Below are 16,875 nucleotides of genomic sequence, written 5' to 3'. Positions count from 1 at the left end.
AAGAATTTCGTAAGCTGGGGTTGATTTTAAGCATAGGTTTGATCAATTAACGTCAATCAATAAAATTATTACTATTATTTGAAAAAAAATAAGAATAAGCTACATTTTACTTTAATTATTTAAAAGTTAGTGAGATATATTCCTTAAAAATTGTTCATATTTTTTGTAATATTGAATAAACCATAAAACTGCACCACGATGAAAACCAATTTCTTAGCAATTTTTCTAATAGGGATATTTTTTAATTGTCTTGTTGGTTATGGACAACTAAAAAAAATAGCTTCTGTAGAAGGCATAACCGAGTATAGGATGGATAATGGACTGAAGGTGTTATTATTTCCCGACAATTCTTCCCAGACAATTACCGTAAACATCACCTATTTGGTCGGTTCTCGTCATGAGGGGTATGGGGAAAAAGGCATGGCCCATCTTTTAGAGCATATGGTTTTTAAGGGCACGCCGAAGCATCCTGACATCCCCAAAGAATTAAGCGCTCGTGGAGCTCGCCCCAATGGCACTACTTGGTACGACAGAACCAATTACTTTGAATCCTTTAACGCAACGGATGACAATCTGGAATGGGCACTGGACTTAGAGGCCGATAGAATGGTGAATTCCTTTATCGCAAAAAAAGATCTTGACTCCGAATTCAGTGTCGTGAGAAATGAATTCGAGAGCGGCGAAAACAACCCTACCCGGGTACTTATGGAGAAAGTGATCAATACTGCTTTCGTATGGCACAACTATGGAAATTCTACCATAGGCAACCGTTCGGATATAGAGCGGGTACCCATTGAAAACCTAAAAGCATTTTATAAGAAATTTTATCGACCAGATAATGCGGTCCTAATGGTTACGGGGAAATTCGATGAGCGCAAAACCCTCTCCTTGATTGAGGAAAAATTTGGAAAAATTGAAAGCCCCTCAATCCCTTTAAGGGATTCCTACACGGAAGAACCTCCACAGGACGGGGAAAAAACCGTTCATATTAGCAGGGTCGGGGACTTACAAATTGCCTCGGCCTTGTATCATACTCCGGCTGGTTCCCATGAAGATTATGCCGCCATTTCTATAATAGAGAACATCCTTTCGGACGAACCCTCGGGCCGTTTGTACAAAGCATTGGTCGAAACCCAAAAAGCATCTTCTGTTTGGGCCTTCTCTCCTTTTACCAAGGAACCAGGCTTTCTTTATATCAATGTAGATATTCCTTCGGATAAAAATGCCAATGAGGCCGAAAAAATCCTAAAAAGCACTTTAGATGGCATAAGGGCTATCCCCATCACCCAACAAGAATTGGACAGAGCCAAGGCCAACCTGCTAAAACGCATCGATCAAATTAGCCGAAATTCGGCTTACCTAGGCACCTATATGAGCGAATTTATTGGAGCCGGCGATTGGCGACTTAATTTCATCCATAGGGACAGGATAGAAAATATGAGTTTGGAAATGATCAATGAGGTTGCTCAAAAATATTTTATTCCTACCAATAGGACCATCGGAAGATTTATTCCTAGCAAACATCCGGAGCGGGTTAGCATTGCCCATACCGAAAACCTAGATTCTCTTGTCTCCAATTACCAAGGCCGAGAAGATATGGGCACTGGGGAGTCGTTTGACGTTGCCTATGATGCGATACAAAAAAGGCTAGCCCTTGGAACCTTACCCAATGGTATTGAATACGGGATCATTGAAAAAAGCAACCGAGGAAATACGGTCAGGGTAAATTTTAGTATTCGCAACGGCAATGCCGTTTCCCTTTCTAACAAGGGGGTGTTGCCGTCTTTAACGGCCAGTATGCTCAACAAGGGCACTAAAAACAAAACAAGGCAGGAAATTGAGGATCAACTCAGCAAGCTAAAATCATCTATAAGCTTTAGGGCCAACAATGGAAACACCTACGTAAATGTAGTATCTACCGAGGAAAACCTAATGGCCTCCATGGCCCTAATGGCAGAAATGTTAAAAAGTCCGGCCTTTGAGCCCAAGGAATTGGAAAAATTAAAAACAGAACAGTTGGCCTATTTAGAAATGAATAGCAGCGAACCGCAATTCTTGGCCTCCAAACGCATGTCACAAATAGAAAACCGATTTGCAAAGGGCCACCCCCTATACAGCATGACCGTAGAAGAAGAAAAAGCCGCCATCAAAGAAACAACCATAGCGGCAATACAAAAATTTTATTCAGAATTTTATGGTTTAGGAAGGGCCATTATGGTCGGTATTGGCACTATGCAGGCCCAAGAAGTAAAGAATTTTATGGAAAAGGAATTTAGCGGTTTTAAAGGGAAACACCCTTACGAACGCTTAAAAGACCCCCATTTCCCCACTATAGCCATTAATGAAAATATAATCACCCCGGACAAAAAGAATGCCATGACCCTTGGTCGTTTACGTATAAAAATAAGCGATGTTCACCAAGATTATCCAGCGCTAAACATTGCCGCGACCATATTAGGAGGCGGATTCCTAAACTCGAGAATAGCCGAGCGATTACGTCAAAAAGATGGTGTTAGTTATGGGGCCGGCGCAGGGCTCCAAACCGATTCTAATATGGAGGATGAAAATTCTGCCATGTATTTATACGCTATATATGCCCCTGCCAATTACGACAAGGTGCAACTTGGCTTTAAAGAAGAAATTGATCGCTTTATAAATGAAGGCATCACCGAGGAAGAGCTTAAAAATGCCGTTAATGGATGGATACAGGAAGAAAATGTATCTAGGGCTAAAGACGGAGAACTGGCCAGTATCATTAATAATAACATCTTTTATAACCGAGGAATAGAATTTCAAAAATTATTGGAAAGGAAAATTAGCGAATTAACCGTTTCCGATGTTAATAAGGTGATTCAAAAATACATACAAGCTTTTGAAAATTGGACAGTGATCAATGCAGGGGACTTTCAAGCGCCATAGAAACCTTGGCACGCTCGATTCACCTTCAAATGGAAGGTTGCCTTAATGGAACACAATGATGCGTTAGGGACCGCGGCGGCATCCCCGCAGCAAAGCAAGGGATATAGCCAAGGGCCCGCCCGACGAAGGAGGGAACGCCCAAATTAGTAGGCCAATACTTAGGGATATTTAGAAAATAAACATATTCATTACTACATCCCGAATTTTTATTGATTTAGCCCTATAAAGACCGCCTATCTCGTTTGTGGTAGTCGATTTTTATAGGGCCAAATCAATTTTTTTTACCGTTCCAAATTTACAGCTGAAAAATACATAAGCTCTCCTTGATCAAAACTGAGGTTGACAGCGATAGGATTGCAACACACTTCACAGTCTTCTACATACGATTGTTTGGCGATAGAAGGATCTAACAAAAAGGAAATCTCTTCCCAGCAATACGGACATTGAAAATAGTGTTCGTACATTGTTTTTTAGTCTATATTTTCATCTTCAAATTTAGTATCGGCCATTCTTGTCTTATCGATCTCAAATTCCTTAAACCGGCTATCGGCTTTCTCTCTATCATAATCCAAGACCAACAGCTTGGTAGTATTTAAGTGTAGGATATTATCGAATGAAAAAATATTGTTATTCTGAATTTGAAGGACTTCTAAATTTGCCAACTGTCCAAATTCCCTTGGTATGGCACCCCCAAGATCATTGTTTGCAAGTACCAGTTCCTTTAGTTGCCCTAAATTTCCCAACTGTTTAGGGATAGCCCCGTTTAACCTATTTTGAAAAAGCCCCAAACGTTCTAATTTTACCAATGCTCCGATGCCATTTGGTATTTGACCGACGAGATCGTTACTAGATAAATTAAGCTCTTGTAAATTAGAAAGGCTCCCTATACTTTCTGGAATTTCGCCTGAAAAAAAATTATTGAATGCGATAAATTTCTCCAAAGACCCCATATGACCTATTTCCGTAGGGATAGGTCCATTTATTTGGTTCATCTCTATTTTTAAGAGCTGTAGTTTTCTTAGTTTCCCTATGCTTTTTGGCAATTCGCCCTTTAAATTATTAAAGGCCAAATTAAGCTCTTCCAAATGTTTTAGATCTCCTATCTGCTGCGGCAAGCTACCACTAAGGTTATTTCTAAAAAGGTCTACCCCCACTACTTTGTTGTTTTGAACACGAACCCCGTGCCAAGATGCGACATCCGTATTTAAGTCCCAGCCATGGACCCAGCTTTCGCCTTTGGTGTTCTCAAAAAGGGCTATTAAGGCGTTTTTTTCCTTTTTAGATACTTGCGCCTCTACAAAGCTGTGACATGCCAATAAACATATAAGAAGAGTCATTATAAACTTGGGGGCGAGTTTGTGGCAAACTGATTTCATATGTTGATATTTATTGGTTTTAAAGGTCATACTTCGGCTGCGCTCAGTACAAGCATATCATTCACATAACTGAATTCATATTTGCAACCAGTTTCCGGCCATGCTCATTTCATTTCTTTGCTTTTTATGGCACTTACTTAATAAGGCACTAGACAAGAAGTATTTACACCACAAACCTCGTTTATTCATAGATAAACAGCAAAAATACTCGACAACCAACCCTTTGCCCTATGATAATTGTGGTGAAACCCTTAAAACCTGTGGTAAAACCACAAAACACTAATTGGCGAATTTAACCTAAGAAACCTCTTCTAGCTCCATGGTCAACTCTTCCCACTCGGCCATTAGGGCTTCTAAATTTCTTTTTTTCTTCTCGTAATTCTCGAAAAAATCAGGTTTCGCCATCGTAGCGTCATAATCCTTCAGCAGGTCATCGTCTAAATCTGCGATCTGTTTTTCTAGCTTTGCTATGTCACTTTCAATATTACTCAGCTTATTCTTAAGAGCTTTAAGTTTCTTCTGCTCTTCAAAACTTAATTGTTTCTCTTGGGGCTTTTCCTTTTTAATGGTGATCGTCTGCTTTTTTTCTATAGCCCTAAAGTCTTCGACCTTTCGTTGCTCCAAGTAAAAATTAACATCCCCTAAATACTCTTTTATCTTACCGTCTTTAAACTCGTATACCTTATTGGTTAAGCCTTGTAAAAAATCCCTATCGTGAGACACCAATATCAGGGTCCCTTCAAAATTCTGCAGGGCTTGTTTCAGTACATTCTTCGATTTGATATCGAGGTGGTTGGTAGGTTCATCCATTACCAATACGTTAAAGGGCTGCAACAACATTTTGGCCAGGGCCAAACGGTTTCTTTCCCCTCCCGAAAGTACTTTTACGTATTTCTCTACATCATCGCCCCTAAATAAGAATGATCCCAGGATATCTCTTACCTTGCTCCTATTCTTTTCATTGGCGGCATCGATCATGGTATCCAATATAGTTTTGTTACCATCCAAATATTCTGCCTGATTCTGGGCAAAATATCCTATTTGCACGTTATGCCCTAATTTTAAATGTCCTTGGTGCTCTAGTTCTCCGACCATTATTTTGGCCAAGGTTGATTTTCCTTGTCCGTTCTGCCCGACAAAGGCGGTCTTAGAATCTCTTTCAATAAGAAGATCTATTCCTTGAAGAACATGTTTGTCTCCATAGCTTTTAGATAAATTTTCTATTTCGGTCACCACCTTTCCTGGAGTTACCGAAACTTGAAATCTCAAATTCATCACACTGTTATCGTCCTCATCGACTTCGATACGTTCTATCTTATCGAGCTTCTTTATAAGGGACTGCGCCATTGAGGCCTTCGTAGACTTGGCCCTAAATTTTTCGATCAGTCGCTCTGCCTGTTGTATTTCCTTGGCCTGATTTTTCTGGGCACTTAATTGTTGCTGTTTAATTTCGTTTCTAAGCACCAGATATTGGGAATAGGGTTTATTGTAATCGTAGATTCTACCCAAAGAAATCTCAATGGTACGGTTGGTAACGTTGTCCAGGAACATTTTATCGTGGGAAACGATCATTACCCCTCCTGTATAGCCTTTAAGATAGTTTTCTAACCATACGATTGACTCAATATCCAAGTGGTTGGTAGGCTCATCTAAAAGCAGCACATCGTTGCTTTGTAACAACAGCTTTGCCAACTCTATCCTCATTCGCCATCCTCCCGAAAAGGTTTCTGTTTTTTTATCAAAATCCTCTCGTCTAAACCCAAGTCCCAACAGCACTTTCTCGGTTTCTCCCTGGTAATTGTAACCGCCGAGTATTTCGTAGTGATGGGTTACATCGTTAAGATCAATAATTAGCTGATTATAGGCTTCACTTTCATAATCGGTTCGTTCTGCCAATTGATGGTTGATATCATCTAGACGCAACTCTAGGCTTTTTAATTCTTCGAAAGCCTGGTAGGCCTCTTCCAAAACAGTTCTTCCCAATTCAAAATCGACATCCTGGCGTAAGAAGCCCATTTTAATATCCTTATCAGAGGCTATTGTTCCAGAGTCGATAGGCATATCTTTGGACAATATTTTTAATAGGGTAGACTTCCCTGCCCCATTTTTTCCAATAAGTCCAACTCTATCACCGCTCAGCAATCGGAAAGAGATTTCTTCAAACAAGTATTCTCCACCAAAAGAAACAGAGAGGTTATGGATATTCAGCATAATTTGTAATATTGTATTATTAAATAGCTTTTCAATAACGTATTTTTGAAAAAACTTTTGCAAATGTTAAAAAAAGGAAGCAAACTCTACAGCATTTTAACAGGAACTTGTCCTAAGTGCCACGAAGAAAGCATGTATAAGGATAAAAACCCTTATAACATGCTTAATATATTTAAAATGCACGAGCGTTGTACCCAATGCCAAACAAAATACAAAATAGAACCTTCGTTCTTTTTTGGGGCCATGTATGTTAGTTATGGGGTAGGTGTTGCCTTTTCCGTTGCTGCCTTTATTATTTCCTTTGTATTTTTTGACACCACGCTATTGCAATCTTTTTACGCGATATTGGGCACCCTTTTCGTGTTCATGCCTATTATTATACGTGTCTCCCGTAACATTTGGATCAATTTCTTTATAAGTTACGATCCAAAAGCTACTAAAACTACTTCTTAAAGTGCTTTTTTGTAAACCGGGCAATATCTATTTCAGCATCTAAAGGGGTATTATTTTCTATATAACCATATAGTTTTTTAGCCGCTGTAGGACCAATCATTATACCACGAGTCCCCAGGCCGTTAAGAACGAACAAATTTCTATGAACCGGATGGCTGCCCACTAACGGGCGCCTATCGCCAACGGTAGGCCGTATTCCAGCTTCCTGGCCTACTACTTCGTAGTCGCATTTTAAAAAGGTATTTAACTTTTCTATCAGCTCTCGTCTAGATGCTTCTGTTGGGGTATTGGTTTTGTCCTTCCACTTGTAAGTAGCGCCCACTCTATACAGATCATCTCCCATAGGGATGACAAAAACCGAAGATTTAATAACATTTTCCTCCTTCAATTTAGGAGCCTTTATCGTTAACAACTCTCCTTTGGTACCATTGAGGGGCAAATAGTTAAAATACGGATTGTGATGAAGCCCGAATCCGGTTGCAAACACCAAATATTTGGCCTTTTTACCGTTGTAGGTTACACTGTCGTCCTGTATTTCGAGGGCATCAAAAGAAAAGGTTTCTTGTAAGAACCTATTGGATTCTTTCAAATAATGAGCATAGGAGCTTAATAGTTTTGGGGTGTCCAATCTGCCGGTATGTAAAACTTCGCCATACCCAAACGGCGCTTCTATACTAGCATTATTATTGACCCGTATTTTGGTAGATAGGTAGGGTGCCAAACTGGGTTTGTCGGCCGCCTCAAACCATAAGTTTTGTTCCTCTATGGAGGCAAAACGCCTCAATACAGGAACTTTATAATCTAAAGTCGTGTTTAATTTTCTTTCTATAGCGTTATAAAATGGAATGGCTTCCGTTAACTGCTCATGTGCGTCCCATGCCAGGGTAAATCGCTTTAAAATCACCGGATTGTACAATCCGCCTGCCACCACGGACGAGGTTTGGGAATTGTCACTGATCGCCATAAAAGACTTGCCGTTCCTATCCAAATGCTCACAAAAGGAAATTCCCGCTAATCCCAAGCCTACTACCAAATAATCTACCATAGGCCCAAAGGTAGTGAAAGGCACAAAAAAAGAGGCTATCTTAGAAAGATAACCTCTTTTTTTATATAGATAAAGTGAATTTTTGTTATAGGTTCTTAGTAAGCCCACATATCTTGTTCCCTATCCCTGATGGTTTCTTTGATACGTTTGGCTTCTAACAACTGAAACAAGGCATTATCGGAAATATAATCTTTTACACTACGGTCTCCATGCACGTTGTCTTCCTTATAAATAGTGGCATTGAAGCGCCTAGAGTTCAACAACATATCAAAAGAAATTGGCTGGGCAGAGTTCCGTTGGTTAAATACCTTTGCCTCGTGCAAAATTTGTCGTGCACTTGGGTACCATACCCAGAACAAAGGCACTTTTGCTTCTTCCAAATCCATGGAATCATCATCTATAAAGTTAACATCCGGGGCCACTGGGGCAATCCCCAGCAAGCGGTATTTAAGTTCCCCTTGTCTTTTATCGAAATACCAGATTCCCTTAATAAGGTACTCCTCTAAATCTGCTGCGACAATATTACGTCTGTTGATATATTCTGGAGAAACCTGTTCCCCTGCGTTGTACTGCTCATACCCCATATCGGTGGTATCTACCTTTTGCAAAGTAGCCTCTAGATCTTTAAACTCTCTTTTTTCGGTAAAATAGGAGTCTACATAAATATCCTTTAACCTTCCATTTTTAATGTTTTTAATCAGCACATCGTACAAAGACCTTCTATCGGCACCAATATCAATGGTATCCAATGGGTAGTACAATGGGAAATTAACGCGCTCGTCCAAATCTATCACTTCCCATACGGTTTTGGACCAAAGGATATCCCTATCGTCTACATAACCGTATTTTAGCGGAGCGTCATTGTCTTTCTCCTTCTGTGCTTCCGTTTTTTTACCAATTTGTTCCGGCTTTTTGGCATTTAAAATATTTGCCTGTGCCGAAAGAGATATCGGTAACAGCGTTACAGCACCAATTAATAAAACATTCTTCCAATTCATCTGTTAAAATTTATAGTTCTTATAGTTCAGATGTAATATCCAGTACATATTGTAGCAGCGTCACTATGTACTGGTTTATGTTACAAAATCACTAGCTCCTAGTTGGTGATCTCCACAACTACCGGAGATACTTTTTTAAGCTTATAGTTTTTATTATTCGTAATATACGCTTCTATATCGAATATTTGAACGGCATCACCCCGACCTGCTCTTTGTAAGGCAGACTTGGCTCTAGCATCCAGTTTATTTCCGTTTACGCTCACTGTTGGCTGTCCCGGCACCTTAAATTTAAATCCGCTTACGGCAAGGTTTAGATCAAAATCGAAGTCTTCTAAAAGAGCCCCCACCGTAGCAATTTCCAAATTATTTTTACCCATTTTAGCAGTTCCGGACTCCCCTCTGATAGATCCCGAAGGTCTAGGGATATCTTTGATCCTAAATTCTGAAGAAGTCCTTATCGTTTGTCCGTCTGGAAGTTTTCCTGAGGCCGTAATAGAAACTGTTCTTCCCGTACCAGGATTCATAACATACTTACTACCGCTTTGTTTGCTTAGTCCCGCAGCGGAAGCACTCACATTGTTATCCGGAATTCCCGGAATGGATATGGTAATAGGGTTTGCCACCCCACGGTACACGACATTCATTTTATCGGCCGAAATAACGGCCGCATTTGGCTTGGTAATGGTTGCAAAGGTAGACGATACTGGCACCTCGGTACGCTCCCCATCTTGTAAGAACACCAAATTACCTTCTATCTTGTGATCACCGGCACTACCAGCGCTCACCATTAATCTAACTTTTCCGTCTTCTATAGCATAGTCCGTACCTTCCACCAATTTTCTACCATCCAAGGTTAAATTCACCTCATTCGGTTTTGTCGAGGCATCTTTACGGCCTAAAACAATGTTTCCGACAAACTTTTCCCCTGCGTAAAAAGCAGACTTCTCCTGCTCTAAAAGAGTGGTATAATTGGTCATGGACACTTCACTGCTCAACTGGCCTTGTAACATTGCTTTTAAAGCGTCTTCTTCGGTAGCCTTAACATCGGCCTGCAAAGAGGTGATTTTTGTCAAGGAAGCCACCAATGGATACCCTTCAAAGTTGTAGTTCAACCAATCCTGTTTAGAACCGTCCCTTTTTTCTACTTTTCCATTGGCATCGCCAGTCTCGAACCTGGATTGTACAGACGACCTGACATCTTTTAATTCCTCGGGCATAGCCTCGGAGACCTGGGTGCGGTATGCTATCAATTTATCCAAGAATTCTTTCCCTTCCTGACTTAAATTATCTCCTTGAAAAAACCGTTGATCCAAGAAATCGGTCTTGTCCATCACTTGATAGTCCTTAGGATCCTTCACATCGGCCATCATCTCTTTTTTCAGTCCTTCTAGATAGAGGTAATACTCCTGAGACAATTCCTTTATTCTTTTTGCATCCTCTAAAAGGGGACCAAATTTTTCTTTATTTTCCGAGGCTTTGGTTTCTAATCCACTAAGGAAAGCCATGTTATTTTCGGTCGTCTTAATATTAGACGCTTCTAACTTTTCGTTCATAAGACCGAAAGCCGAAAGCACTTCCTTTCCCATGTTTAAGGCCAACATCGCGATGAAAATCAAATACATAAGATTAATCATCTTCTGACGTGGTGTATCTTTTCCTCCTGCCATTTTCTAATTAGTTTTAATTGTTAAATTGATTTGGGTTTGGTTATGATAACCACTAACTAGTTTCTGTTCATGGCAGATAACATTCCTCCATACACTCCATTTAAGGACGACAAATTGGTAGCCAAGGATTGCATTTGCTCTTTCAGAGCGCTAGAATTTTGGACTACTTCTTCGTTAATGGTCGCTTGCCTGCTTGCACTTTCCAATTGTACTTTGTAAAGACTGTTCAATGATTCCATTTGCGCTGCCGCCTGGACCATTTCATCGGAATATTTCTTTGTAGACTCCATAGCATCCACTGTTGGGGCAATCCCTTTGGCTGCTCCTTCAAAATTTCTAATGCTAGAGCCAAGACTCTCCATAAGGTGGGCATCTACCCCAGCCTCTTTTAATAATTCGTCCAATTTTTTAGACAAGGAGGCTTCTGCTTCCTTCGTTTCGGCAATGGCATTAGTTTTCCCTGCGGAAGCTCCTCCGTTTAACTCTGGGTATACCAAAGACCAATCGTATTCGTCATCTACGGGCTCAAAAGCACTGATCGCAAAAATTAATGCCTCGGTTATAAGACCTACCGCCAACAATAATCCTCCCGTAAGGGGGCCAAACTGCCAATGAAGAATTTTAAACAATGCTCCAATAATTACCACCGAAGCTCCAAGGCCATAGGCCATATTAAATAGTTTTTTTGTTGATTTTGATTGCGCCATGATTTTAGTTTTTAATTAGGTTACATAAATAATAAGTATTTGATACATAGGTTAAGTTTTTATGCTTTTACCTGGTGGTAGCATCTTCCTCTCCCATATAGTCTTGCACGGTTCTAAAACCGATATAACTACGGGCAGAATCCTGATACTCATAATCCCTGGTACTTACCTGTAGGAAGTAAGCAACATCTTTCCATGATCCTCCTCGAATAACCTTCCTGGCATTCTGGTTAGACCCGGCATTAGGGTTCATGGTAGAAACATATTCGTAAGAATTTGCGTCATAACTACTGTTGGTCCATTCCGATACGTTTCCGGCCATATTGTACAAATTGTAATCATTGGGTTCATACGACTTTGCCTCTACGGTATACAGGGCCTGGTCGGCAGCATAATCGCCACGATTAGGCTTAAAGTTCGCCATAAAGCAACCTGTATCTCCTATTACATAAGGCCCTCCCCAAGGATAGGTACCTCCTTCGATACCCCCTCTGGCAGCATACTCCCATTCGGCTTCCGTAGGTAGTCTAAATTGGTTTACGAATTGCTTCCCCTTACTTTTTTGATCGTCATTCTTATACTTGGTACGCCAGTTACAGAATGCTTTTGCCTGTTGCCAAGTAACACCTACCACTGGGTAATCGCTATAGGCATCGTGCCAAAAGTAATCGTTGTGCATAGGTTCGTTATAAGAATATTCAAAATCCTTGATCCATACCGTTGTATCTGGATAAATGCTAAGCTCTTCCTGACGAATAAAATCTTTTCTTTTACCAGATTTTGCGCGGGCAGCTGCTTCGATATCCATCCAGCTGTACTTATATTTTAGTTTTTTAACATCGATAGAACTTAAGCCATTATAAGACTCTTCCAAGGGCAGATAAATAGAATCGATCATAATCTCCGCATAATATTCATCCGGATATTTAGCTACGTCCCAAATTAGGTCTATCTTCTTATTAAGAGCTCTTTCCTCATACCCTGTAGTTCCCATCCCGGCATAATTATCGAGCATATACTTATCATATACGGATGCTCTTGTAGTATCGGCATCTTTGAAAGCATATCTTCCAATACCGCCATCGTCAGGACCTAACCCCAATTCATCGGCAAGAATGGCTAATTTAGTTCTGGTGATAGAATCCTTTACCCACTCGACAAACTGTCTGTATTCACTATTGGTAATTTCCGTATCATCCATATAAAAAGAACGTACGGTAACGGTTTTAGTAGGTGCATTCAGAACTTGGGCCATATCCTCTTCGGCCTTACCCATGATAAAAGATCCGCGTGGGATTAACTCCATACCATAAGGCTTTTCGGGGTACCATTTTTTTCCCTTGACTCCGACTAGTTCTCCTTTTGTCTTGGACCCACAACTTGCGAGTAAAAAAACAAATGCTATAGATAACAACAATAGCTTCTTCATACTTTAGGTTAAATTTCGATTATGATTATAAATGCCAACACAATTACTATTCTTAAAACTACTTTTTAAATAATTTATTGTTTAAAACAATCTATCCTCTTAAAATTAATTGATTAATTAAATCCTTTTTTATAGGCTTTAAACCATCTTTCAGGAATATTCTGGTTACAGGCCTCTAAATAATCGGCCTCAGTGCACGGTAATAACGCAGGTGAATATATTTTAGTATGGGAACTTAAAACAGAAGGCACTTCTACCCACCACCTTTCGGTAAGATGACTTTTAAAAAAGACCAATGACCTATCTTCGGTAGGAACAGTGTACTTCGTAAAATCATTGCTATCACTAGTAGGCTCTTCCACTATCCTAAAATTAACGCCTTCGATAAAATACCAGATGATTTGTGCCATCAACTGAAAAGACTGATTTGAGTTTTCTATCTCGTAGATTCCGAATACGGATACCTTTTCACTAATTCCGGCATACCGTGCAATGGCACAGATTTCGCGCCCAGTAAATCCGTTTGGAGAAAAACTATCGGAATACCCAATATCTGCCGATCTTATTGCGCGGGCATCCATACTCACCAAATTAGCATTTCTAAGCACCGGCTCAGCCAAGCTAATATCCGAAATTATTTCGCCAAGCCTATAGGCATCAAAAAAAAGCCGATCCATTAAGTCTATTTCTTCCTGAGAGTTAAAATAGCTTTGGTAGCCTATATTGGAAAAATTAAAAAGATTATTGGGCTTGTCGGTAATAATTTTACTCATATAAGAATGAGCAGCTATAATATTTTCGTCCATCCCAAAGTCGAACCTACTATCAATGGCCACCAAATTGACCATTTCTTTTAAACCATCAAAGGCCCTATAGGTAGCATAGGTAATGTCTTGGGTGGCCCCTATCACCACAGGAACTATATTGTCTTGTAACAGTTGAGCCACTACCTCTTTCACAACAAAATAGGTGTCTGCTATAGAGTTCCCCTCTTCTATATCTCCCAAATCTATTATAGAAACATTCCAGTTCCCCTTCATCAGCGCATATAACTGCAATCTGATCTGGGATAAATCCAATCGCTCGGATTTAGTCTCCAATGCATTCCTAGACTCGTTCACCCCCAAAACAGCAAGGTTTACCTTGTCTAATTCTGGTAGCCCATAACGAGCAGTATGCTTATTAATATGCCTTCCCAGTGCTTGGGAAGGCAATTGTTCACAATGGTCCAATACCTGTTCACTAACAGGTACCAAAAAATCGAATGCCATATTATTTTTTAGCCTTAGGCTTTGGTTTTGCCTTTGTTTTTTTCTTGGGCGTCTTTTTCTCTATCAGCGCAATCGCCTCTTTCAGTGGAAAATTGGCAGCATCAATATCCTTCGATAACTCAACCTTTATTTTTCCCTTTATTATATTATGCCTTCCCCATCGAGCCTTTTCTATTCTGATTCCTTCTTCTGGCCAGTCCTGGACAACCTTGTCTATCTCCTTTTGTTTTTTTATTTCTATAAGCTCTTCGATATCGGCCTTACTTAGATTATCGTAATCGTATTTCTTGCTTACATTGATAAAAATCCCATTCCATTTTATAAACGGACCAAACCTTCCTACGCCCTTGGTCACTTCGTGACCTTCATACTCGGCAATCGGAGCATCGGCTTTTTGTTTTGCCTTTATAAGTTCAATGGCCCTGTCCATGCCTATGTCCATGGCGCTCTCGTCTTTATCCAAAGAAATAAATTTCTTTCCAAAACGGATATAAGGTCCAAACCTTCCCACATTTGCTTCTACTTCTTCTCCCTCATATTCACCTAAGGATCTTGGGAGCTTAAACAACTCCATTGCTTCTTCAAAACTAATGGAGGCCAAGGACTGCTCTGGCAACAAGCTCGCAAAAGTCGGCTTCTCCTCGTCATCAACAGTTCCTATCTGTACCATGGGGCCAAAACGCCCTAAACGTACAGAAACTTGTTTCCCCGTTTTTGGGTCGGTCCCCAAAATACGTTCACCACTGGCCCTATCTGCATTTTCTTCTACATGTAATACTTTAGGATGAAAGTCACTGTAAAAATCCTTCATCACTTTCTTCCAGTCTTCACCTCCAGAGGCAATTTCATCAAAATCCTCCTCTACCTTAGCCGTAAAGTGATAATCTAATATACCTTCAAAATGACTAACCAAAAAGTCGGTTACGATAACACCTATATCTGTAGGTACCATCTTTCCTTTATCCGACCCTACGTTTTCCGAAAGGTTCTTGGTAGCGACCTTATTGGACTCAAGAACAAGCTGTACATATTTTCGTTCTACCCCTTCTATCGTTCCCTTTTCTATATAACCCCTATTTTGAATGGTAGAAATAGTTGGCGCATAGGTCGACGGTCTTCCAATTCCCAATTCTTCGAGTTTTTTAACCAAAGACGCTTCAGAAAATCTGTAAGGCGCTCTAGAGAAACGTTCGGTAGCGGTGATATAGTTGTTTAATATCTCTTCACCTTCCTTCATGGCAGGAAGCATTCCTTCTTGCTCTTCAGCATTGTCCTCGTCATCGGTTCCTTCCAAGTAAACTTTTAAGAACCCGTCAAACTTAATCACCTCTCCATTGGCCGTAAAGGCTTCATTATGGGTATCTGTTTTTATCCTAACGTTGGTACGTTCCAATTCTGCATCACTCATTTGAGATGCCAGGGTACGTTTCCAAATAAGTTCGTATAATTTAGCCTGATCCCTTTCTAAGGATGGCGATTGATTGGTCATTTCTGTAGGGCGAATGGCTTCGTGGGCCTCCTGTGCACCTTTAGATTTACCCGTAAAACTTCTTTCCTTACTATATTTTTTTCCATAATTGGAAATAATGGCTTCTCTGGCAGCATCAATAGCCTCCTTTGAAAGGTTGACACTATCGGTTCTCATATAAGTAATAAGTCCGGCCTCGTACAAACGTTGGGCCACCTGCATGGTTCTGGAAACCGAAAAATATAATTTACGCGAAGCTTCCTGTTGTAAGGTAGAAGTCGTAAAAGGAGCGGCCGGTGATTTCTTGGCCGGCTTTTTATCTAGACTGGCAATAGAGAAATTAGCCCCTATATTTTGTTTTAAAAAGGCTTCTGCCTCTTCTTTACTCGCAAAAGTCTTATTAAGTTTTGCGTTAAATACGTTGCCCTCCGCAGTTTTGAACGATGCCGCCACCCTAAAAGAAGCTTCTGGGGTAAAGGATTCTATATCGCGTTCGCGCTCAACAATTAAACGCACCGCTACAGATTGTACCCGACCGGCAGAAAGCCCCGGTTTGATCTTTTTCCATAAAACTGGCGAAAGTTCGTATCCCACCAATCTATCCAATACCCTTCTTGCCTGTTGGGCATTTACTAGATTAAAATTAATCTCCCTTGGATTTTCAATAGCCTTTTGAATGGCCGATTTGGTAATGGAATTAAAAACAATCCGTTTGGTCTTGTCTTTATCCAATTTAAGCTCTTCGGCCAAATGCCAAGAAATGGCCTCTCCCTCACGGTCTTCATCACTCGCTAACCATATCGTTTCTGCCTTACTCGCTAAATCCTTTAATTTTTTAACAAGGGCTTTTTTATCGCTATCAACAATATATTTAGGCGTAAAATCATTCTCGACATCTACCCCCAATTCTTTGGAAGGCAAATCGGCAATATGCCCAAAACTGGACTCTACCTTAAAGTCTTTACCTAAAAATTTCTCTATTGTTTTCGCTTTAGCCGGAGACTCTACGATTACTAAATTCTTTGCCATTAACTTGTTTTTGGATACACAAAAGTATACCAATTTTTTTATTTATAAGATTATCATTTCCTAAGGCCCTAAAAACAACACCTTTTTAAAGTGGTATTTCACAGCTTTTATATTCGAATCACCTCGCTGAAAAGCACTTTAAAAAACGTCCCTTTTTATAGACTCCTCCAATGTAAAAAACTTCTTCTCTTTTCCCTAATTTTTATCACATGGTATTTAAAGGAATTAGTTTTCACTATTTTCAACACTGCCCCTACCCGCCTAAAAGGCCCATAACGGTCTTCTATTCTCACTTCTCCAAA

The 16,875-nt window shown here is 40.1% G+C and carries 12 protein-coding genes; 2 read left to right on the top strand and 10 right to left on the bottom strand.

Going from position 1 to position 16,875, the window contains the following annotated elements; translation table 11 throughout:
* The first annotated feature begins 198 nt into the window (after window positions 1-198).
* Complete coding sequence (locus BUA16_RS06935; RefSeq protein ID WP_072764026.1) at window positions 199-2,919, top strand: M16 family metallopeptidase; 2,721 nt, start codon at window positions 199-201, stop codon at window positions 2,917-2,919.
* Between the two features lie 281 nt (window positions 2,920-3,200).
* Here BUA16_RS06935 and BUA16_RS06930 read toward each other — a convergent pair whose 3' ends face one another.
* From BUA16_RS06930 to BUA16_RS06920, 3 genes are all read right to left on the bottom strand, one after another.
* Window positions 3,201-3,383: a CPXCG motif-containing cysteine-rich protein gene (locus tag BUA16_RS06930; RefSeq protein ID WP_072764025.1), complete on the bottom strand. Its 183-nt coding sequence runs from the start codon at window positions 3,381-3,383 to the stop codon at window positions 3,201-3,203.
* A gap of 6 nt (window positions 3,384-3,389) precedes the next feature.
* Window positions 3,390-4,295, bottom strand: coding sequence for a leucine-rich repeat domain-containing protein (locus BUA16_RS06925; RefSeq protein WP_084668445.1), 906 nt, complete (start codon window positions 4,293-4,295; stop codon window positions 3,390-3,392).
* A 297-nt stretch (window positions 4,296-4,592) separates the two neighbouring features.
* On the bottom strand, window positions 4,593-6,506 hold the full coding sequence (locus BUA16_RS06920; RefSeq protein WP_072764088.1) for an ABC-F family ATP-binding cassette domain-containing protein: 1,914 nt from the start codon (window positions 6,504-6,506) through the stop codon (window positions 4,593-4,595).
* Window positions 6,507-6,569: 63 nt separating this feature from the next.
* On the opposite strand from BUA16_RS06920, the gene BUA16_RS06915 reads away from it, so the two are divergent.
* On the top strand, window positions 6,570-6,959 hold the full coding sequence (locus BUA16_RS06915; RefSeq protein ID WP_072764023.1) for a DUF983 domain-containing protein: 390 nt from the start codon (window positions 6,570-6,572) through the stop codon (window positions 6,957-6,959).
* Here BUA16_RS06915 and BUA16_RS06910 read toward each other — a convergent pair.
* The 7 genes from BUA16_RS06910 to topA all read right to left on the bottom strand — a co-directional run bounded on the left by BUA16_RS06910 (window position 6,949) and on the right by topA (window position 16,573).
* On the bottom strand, window positions 6,949-8,004 hold the full coding sequence (locus BUA16_RS06910) for an NAD(P)/FAD-dependent oxidoreductase (RefSeq protein WP_072764022.1): 1,056 nt from the start codon (window positions 8,002-8,004) through the stop codon (window positions 6,949-6,951). The two genes, BUA16_RS06915 and BUA16_RS06910, sit on opposite strands and share 11 nt — an antisense overlap.
* Before the next feature lie 95 nt (window positions 8,005-8,099).
* Complete coding sequence (gene porN / locus BUA16_RS06905) at window positions 8,100-9,002, bottom strand: type IX secretion system ring subunit PorN/GldN (RefSeq protein WP_072764021.1); 903 nt, start codon at window positions 9,000-9,002, stop codon at window positions 8,100-8,102.
* A 98-nt stretch (window positions 9,003-9,100) separates the two neighbouring features.
* The gene (gene porM, locus BUA16_RS06900) at window positions 9,101-10,669 is read right to left on the bottom strand and encodes a type IX secretion system motor protein PorM/GldM (RefSeq protein WP_072764020.1); all 1,569 of its coding nucleotides are present in this window, start codon (window positions 10,667-10,669) and stop codon (window positions 9,101-9,103) included.
* Between the two features lie 56 nt (window positions 10,670-10,725).
* Window positions 10,726-11,376 (bottom strand): type IX secretion system motor protein PorL/GldL, encoded by a 651-nt coding sequence (gene porL, locus BUA16_RS06895; protein ID WP_072764019.1) that lies wholly within the window; start codon window positions 11,374-11,376, stop codon window positions 10,726-10,728.
* 67 nt (window positions 11,377-11,443) lie between these two features.
* Complete coding sequence (gene porK, locus BUA16_RS06890; RefSeq protein WP_072764018.1) at window positions 11,444-12,805, bottom strand: T9SS ring complex lipoprotein PorK/GldK; 1,362 nt, start codon at window positions 12,803-12,805, stop codon at window positions 11,444-11,446.
* A gap of 113 nt (window positions 12,806-12,918) precedes the next feature.
* The gene (locus tag BUA16_RS06885; RefSeq protein WP_072764017.1) at window positions 12,919-14,076 is read right to left on the bottom strand and encodes a formimidoylglutamase; all 1,158 of its coding nucleotides are present in this window, start codon (window positions 14,074-14,076) and stop codon (window positions 12,919-12,921) included.
* A 1-nt stretch (window position 14,077) separates the two neighbouring features.
* Window positions 14,078-16,573 (bottom strand): type I DNA topoisomerase, encoded by a 2,496-nt coding sequence (gene topA / locus BUA16_RS06880; RefSeq protein ID WP_072764016.1) that lies wholly within the window; start codon window positions 16,571-16,573, stop codon window positions 14,078-14,080.
* Window positions 16,574-16,875: the final 302 nt, after the last annotated feature.

The sequence above is a fragment of the Arenibacter nanhaiticus genome, from assembly GCF_900141935.1.
Classification (GTDB): domain Bacteria; phylum Bacteroidota; class Bacteroidia; order Flavobacteriales; family Flavobacteriaceae; genus Arenibacter; species Arenibacter nanhaiticus.
This window is presented reverse-complemented; position numbering and strand designations above follow the sequence as displayed.

What these genes read in the sequence shown, in the direction of transcription:
- porK (WP_072764018.1), bottom strand. Translation starts at nt 12,805, where the DNA reads ATGAAGAAGCTATTGTTGTTATCTATAGCATTTGTTTTTTTACTCGCA.
- BUA16_RS06885 (WP_072764017.1), bottom strand. Translation starts at nt 14,076, where the DNA reads ATGGCATTCGATTTTTTGGTACCTGTTAGTGAACAGGTATTGGACCAT.
- BUA16_RS06915 (WP_072764023.1), top strand. Translation starts at nt 6,570, where the DNA reads ATGTTAAAAAAAGGAAGCAAACTCTACAGCATTTTAACAGGAACTTGT.
- BUA16_RS06910 (WP_072764022.1), bottom strand. Translation starts at nt 8,004, where the DNA reads ATGGTAGATTATTTGGTAGTAGGCTTGGGATTAGCGGGAATTTCCTTT.
- BUA16_RS06920 (WP_072764088.1), bottom strand. Translation starts at nt 6,506, where the DNA reads ATGCTGAATATCCATAACCTCTCTGTTTCTTTTGGTGGAGAATACTTG.
- porM (WP_072764020.1), bottom strand. Translation starts at nt 10,669, where the DNA reads ATGGCAGGAGGAAAAGATACACCACGTCAGAAGATGATTAATCTTATG.
- topA (WP_072764016.1), bottom strand. Translation starts at nt 16,573, where the DNA reads ATGGCAAAGAATTTAGTAATCGTAGAGTCTCCGGCTAAAGCGAAAACA.
- BUA16_RS06925 (WP_084668445.1), bottom strand. Translation starts at nt 4,295, where the DNA reads ATGAAATCAGTTTGCCACAAACTCGCCCCCAAGTTTATAATGACTCTT.
- BUA16_RS06935 (WP_072764026.1), top strand. Translation starts at nt 199, where the DNA reads ATGAAAACCAATTTCTTAGCAATTTTTCTAATAGGGATATTTTTTAAT.
- porN (WP_072764021.1), bottom strand. Translation starts at nt 9,002, where the DNA reads ATGAATTGGAAGAATGTTTTATTAATTGGTGCTGTAACGCTGTTACCG.
- porL (WP_072764019.1), bottom strand. Translation starts at nt 11,376, where the DNA reads ATGGCGCAATCAAAATCAACAAAAAAACTATTTAATATGGCCTATGGC.
- BUA16_RS06930 (WP_072764025.1), bottom strand. Translation starts at nt 3,383, where the DNA reads ATGTACGAACACTATTTTCAATGTCCGTATTGCTGGGAAGAGATTTCC.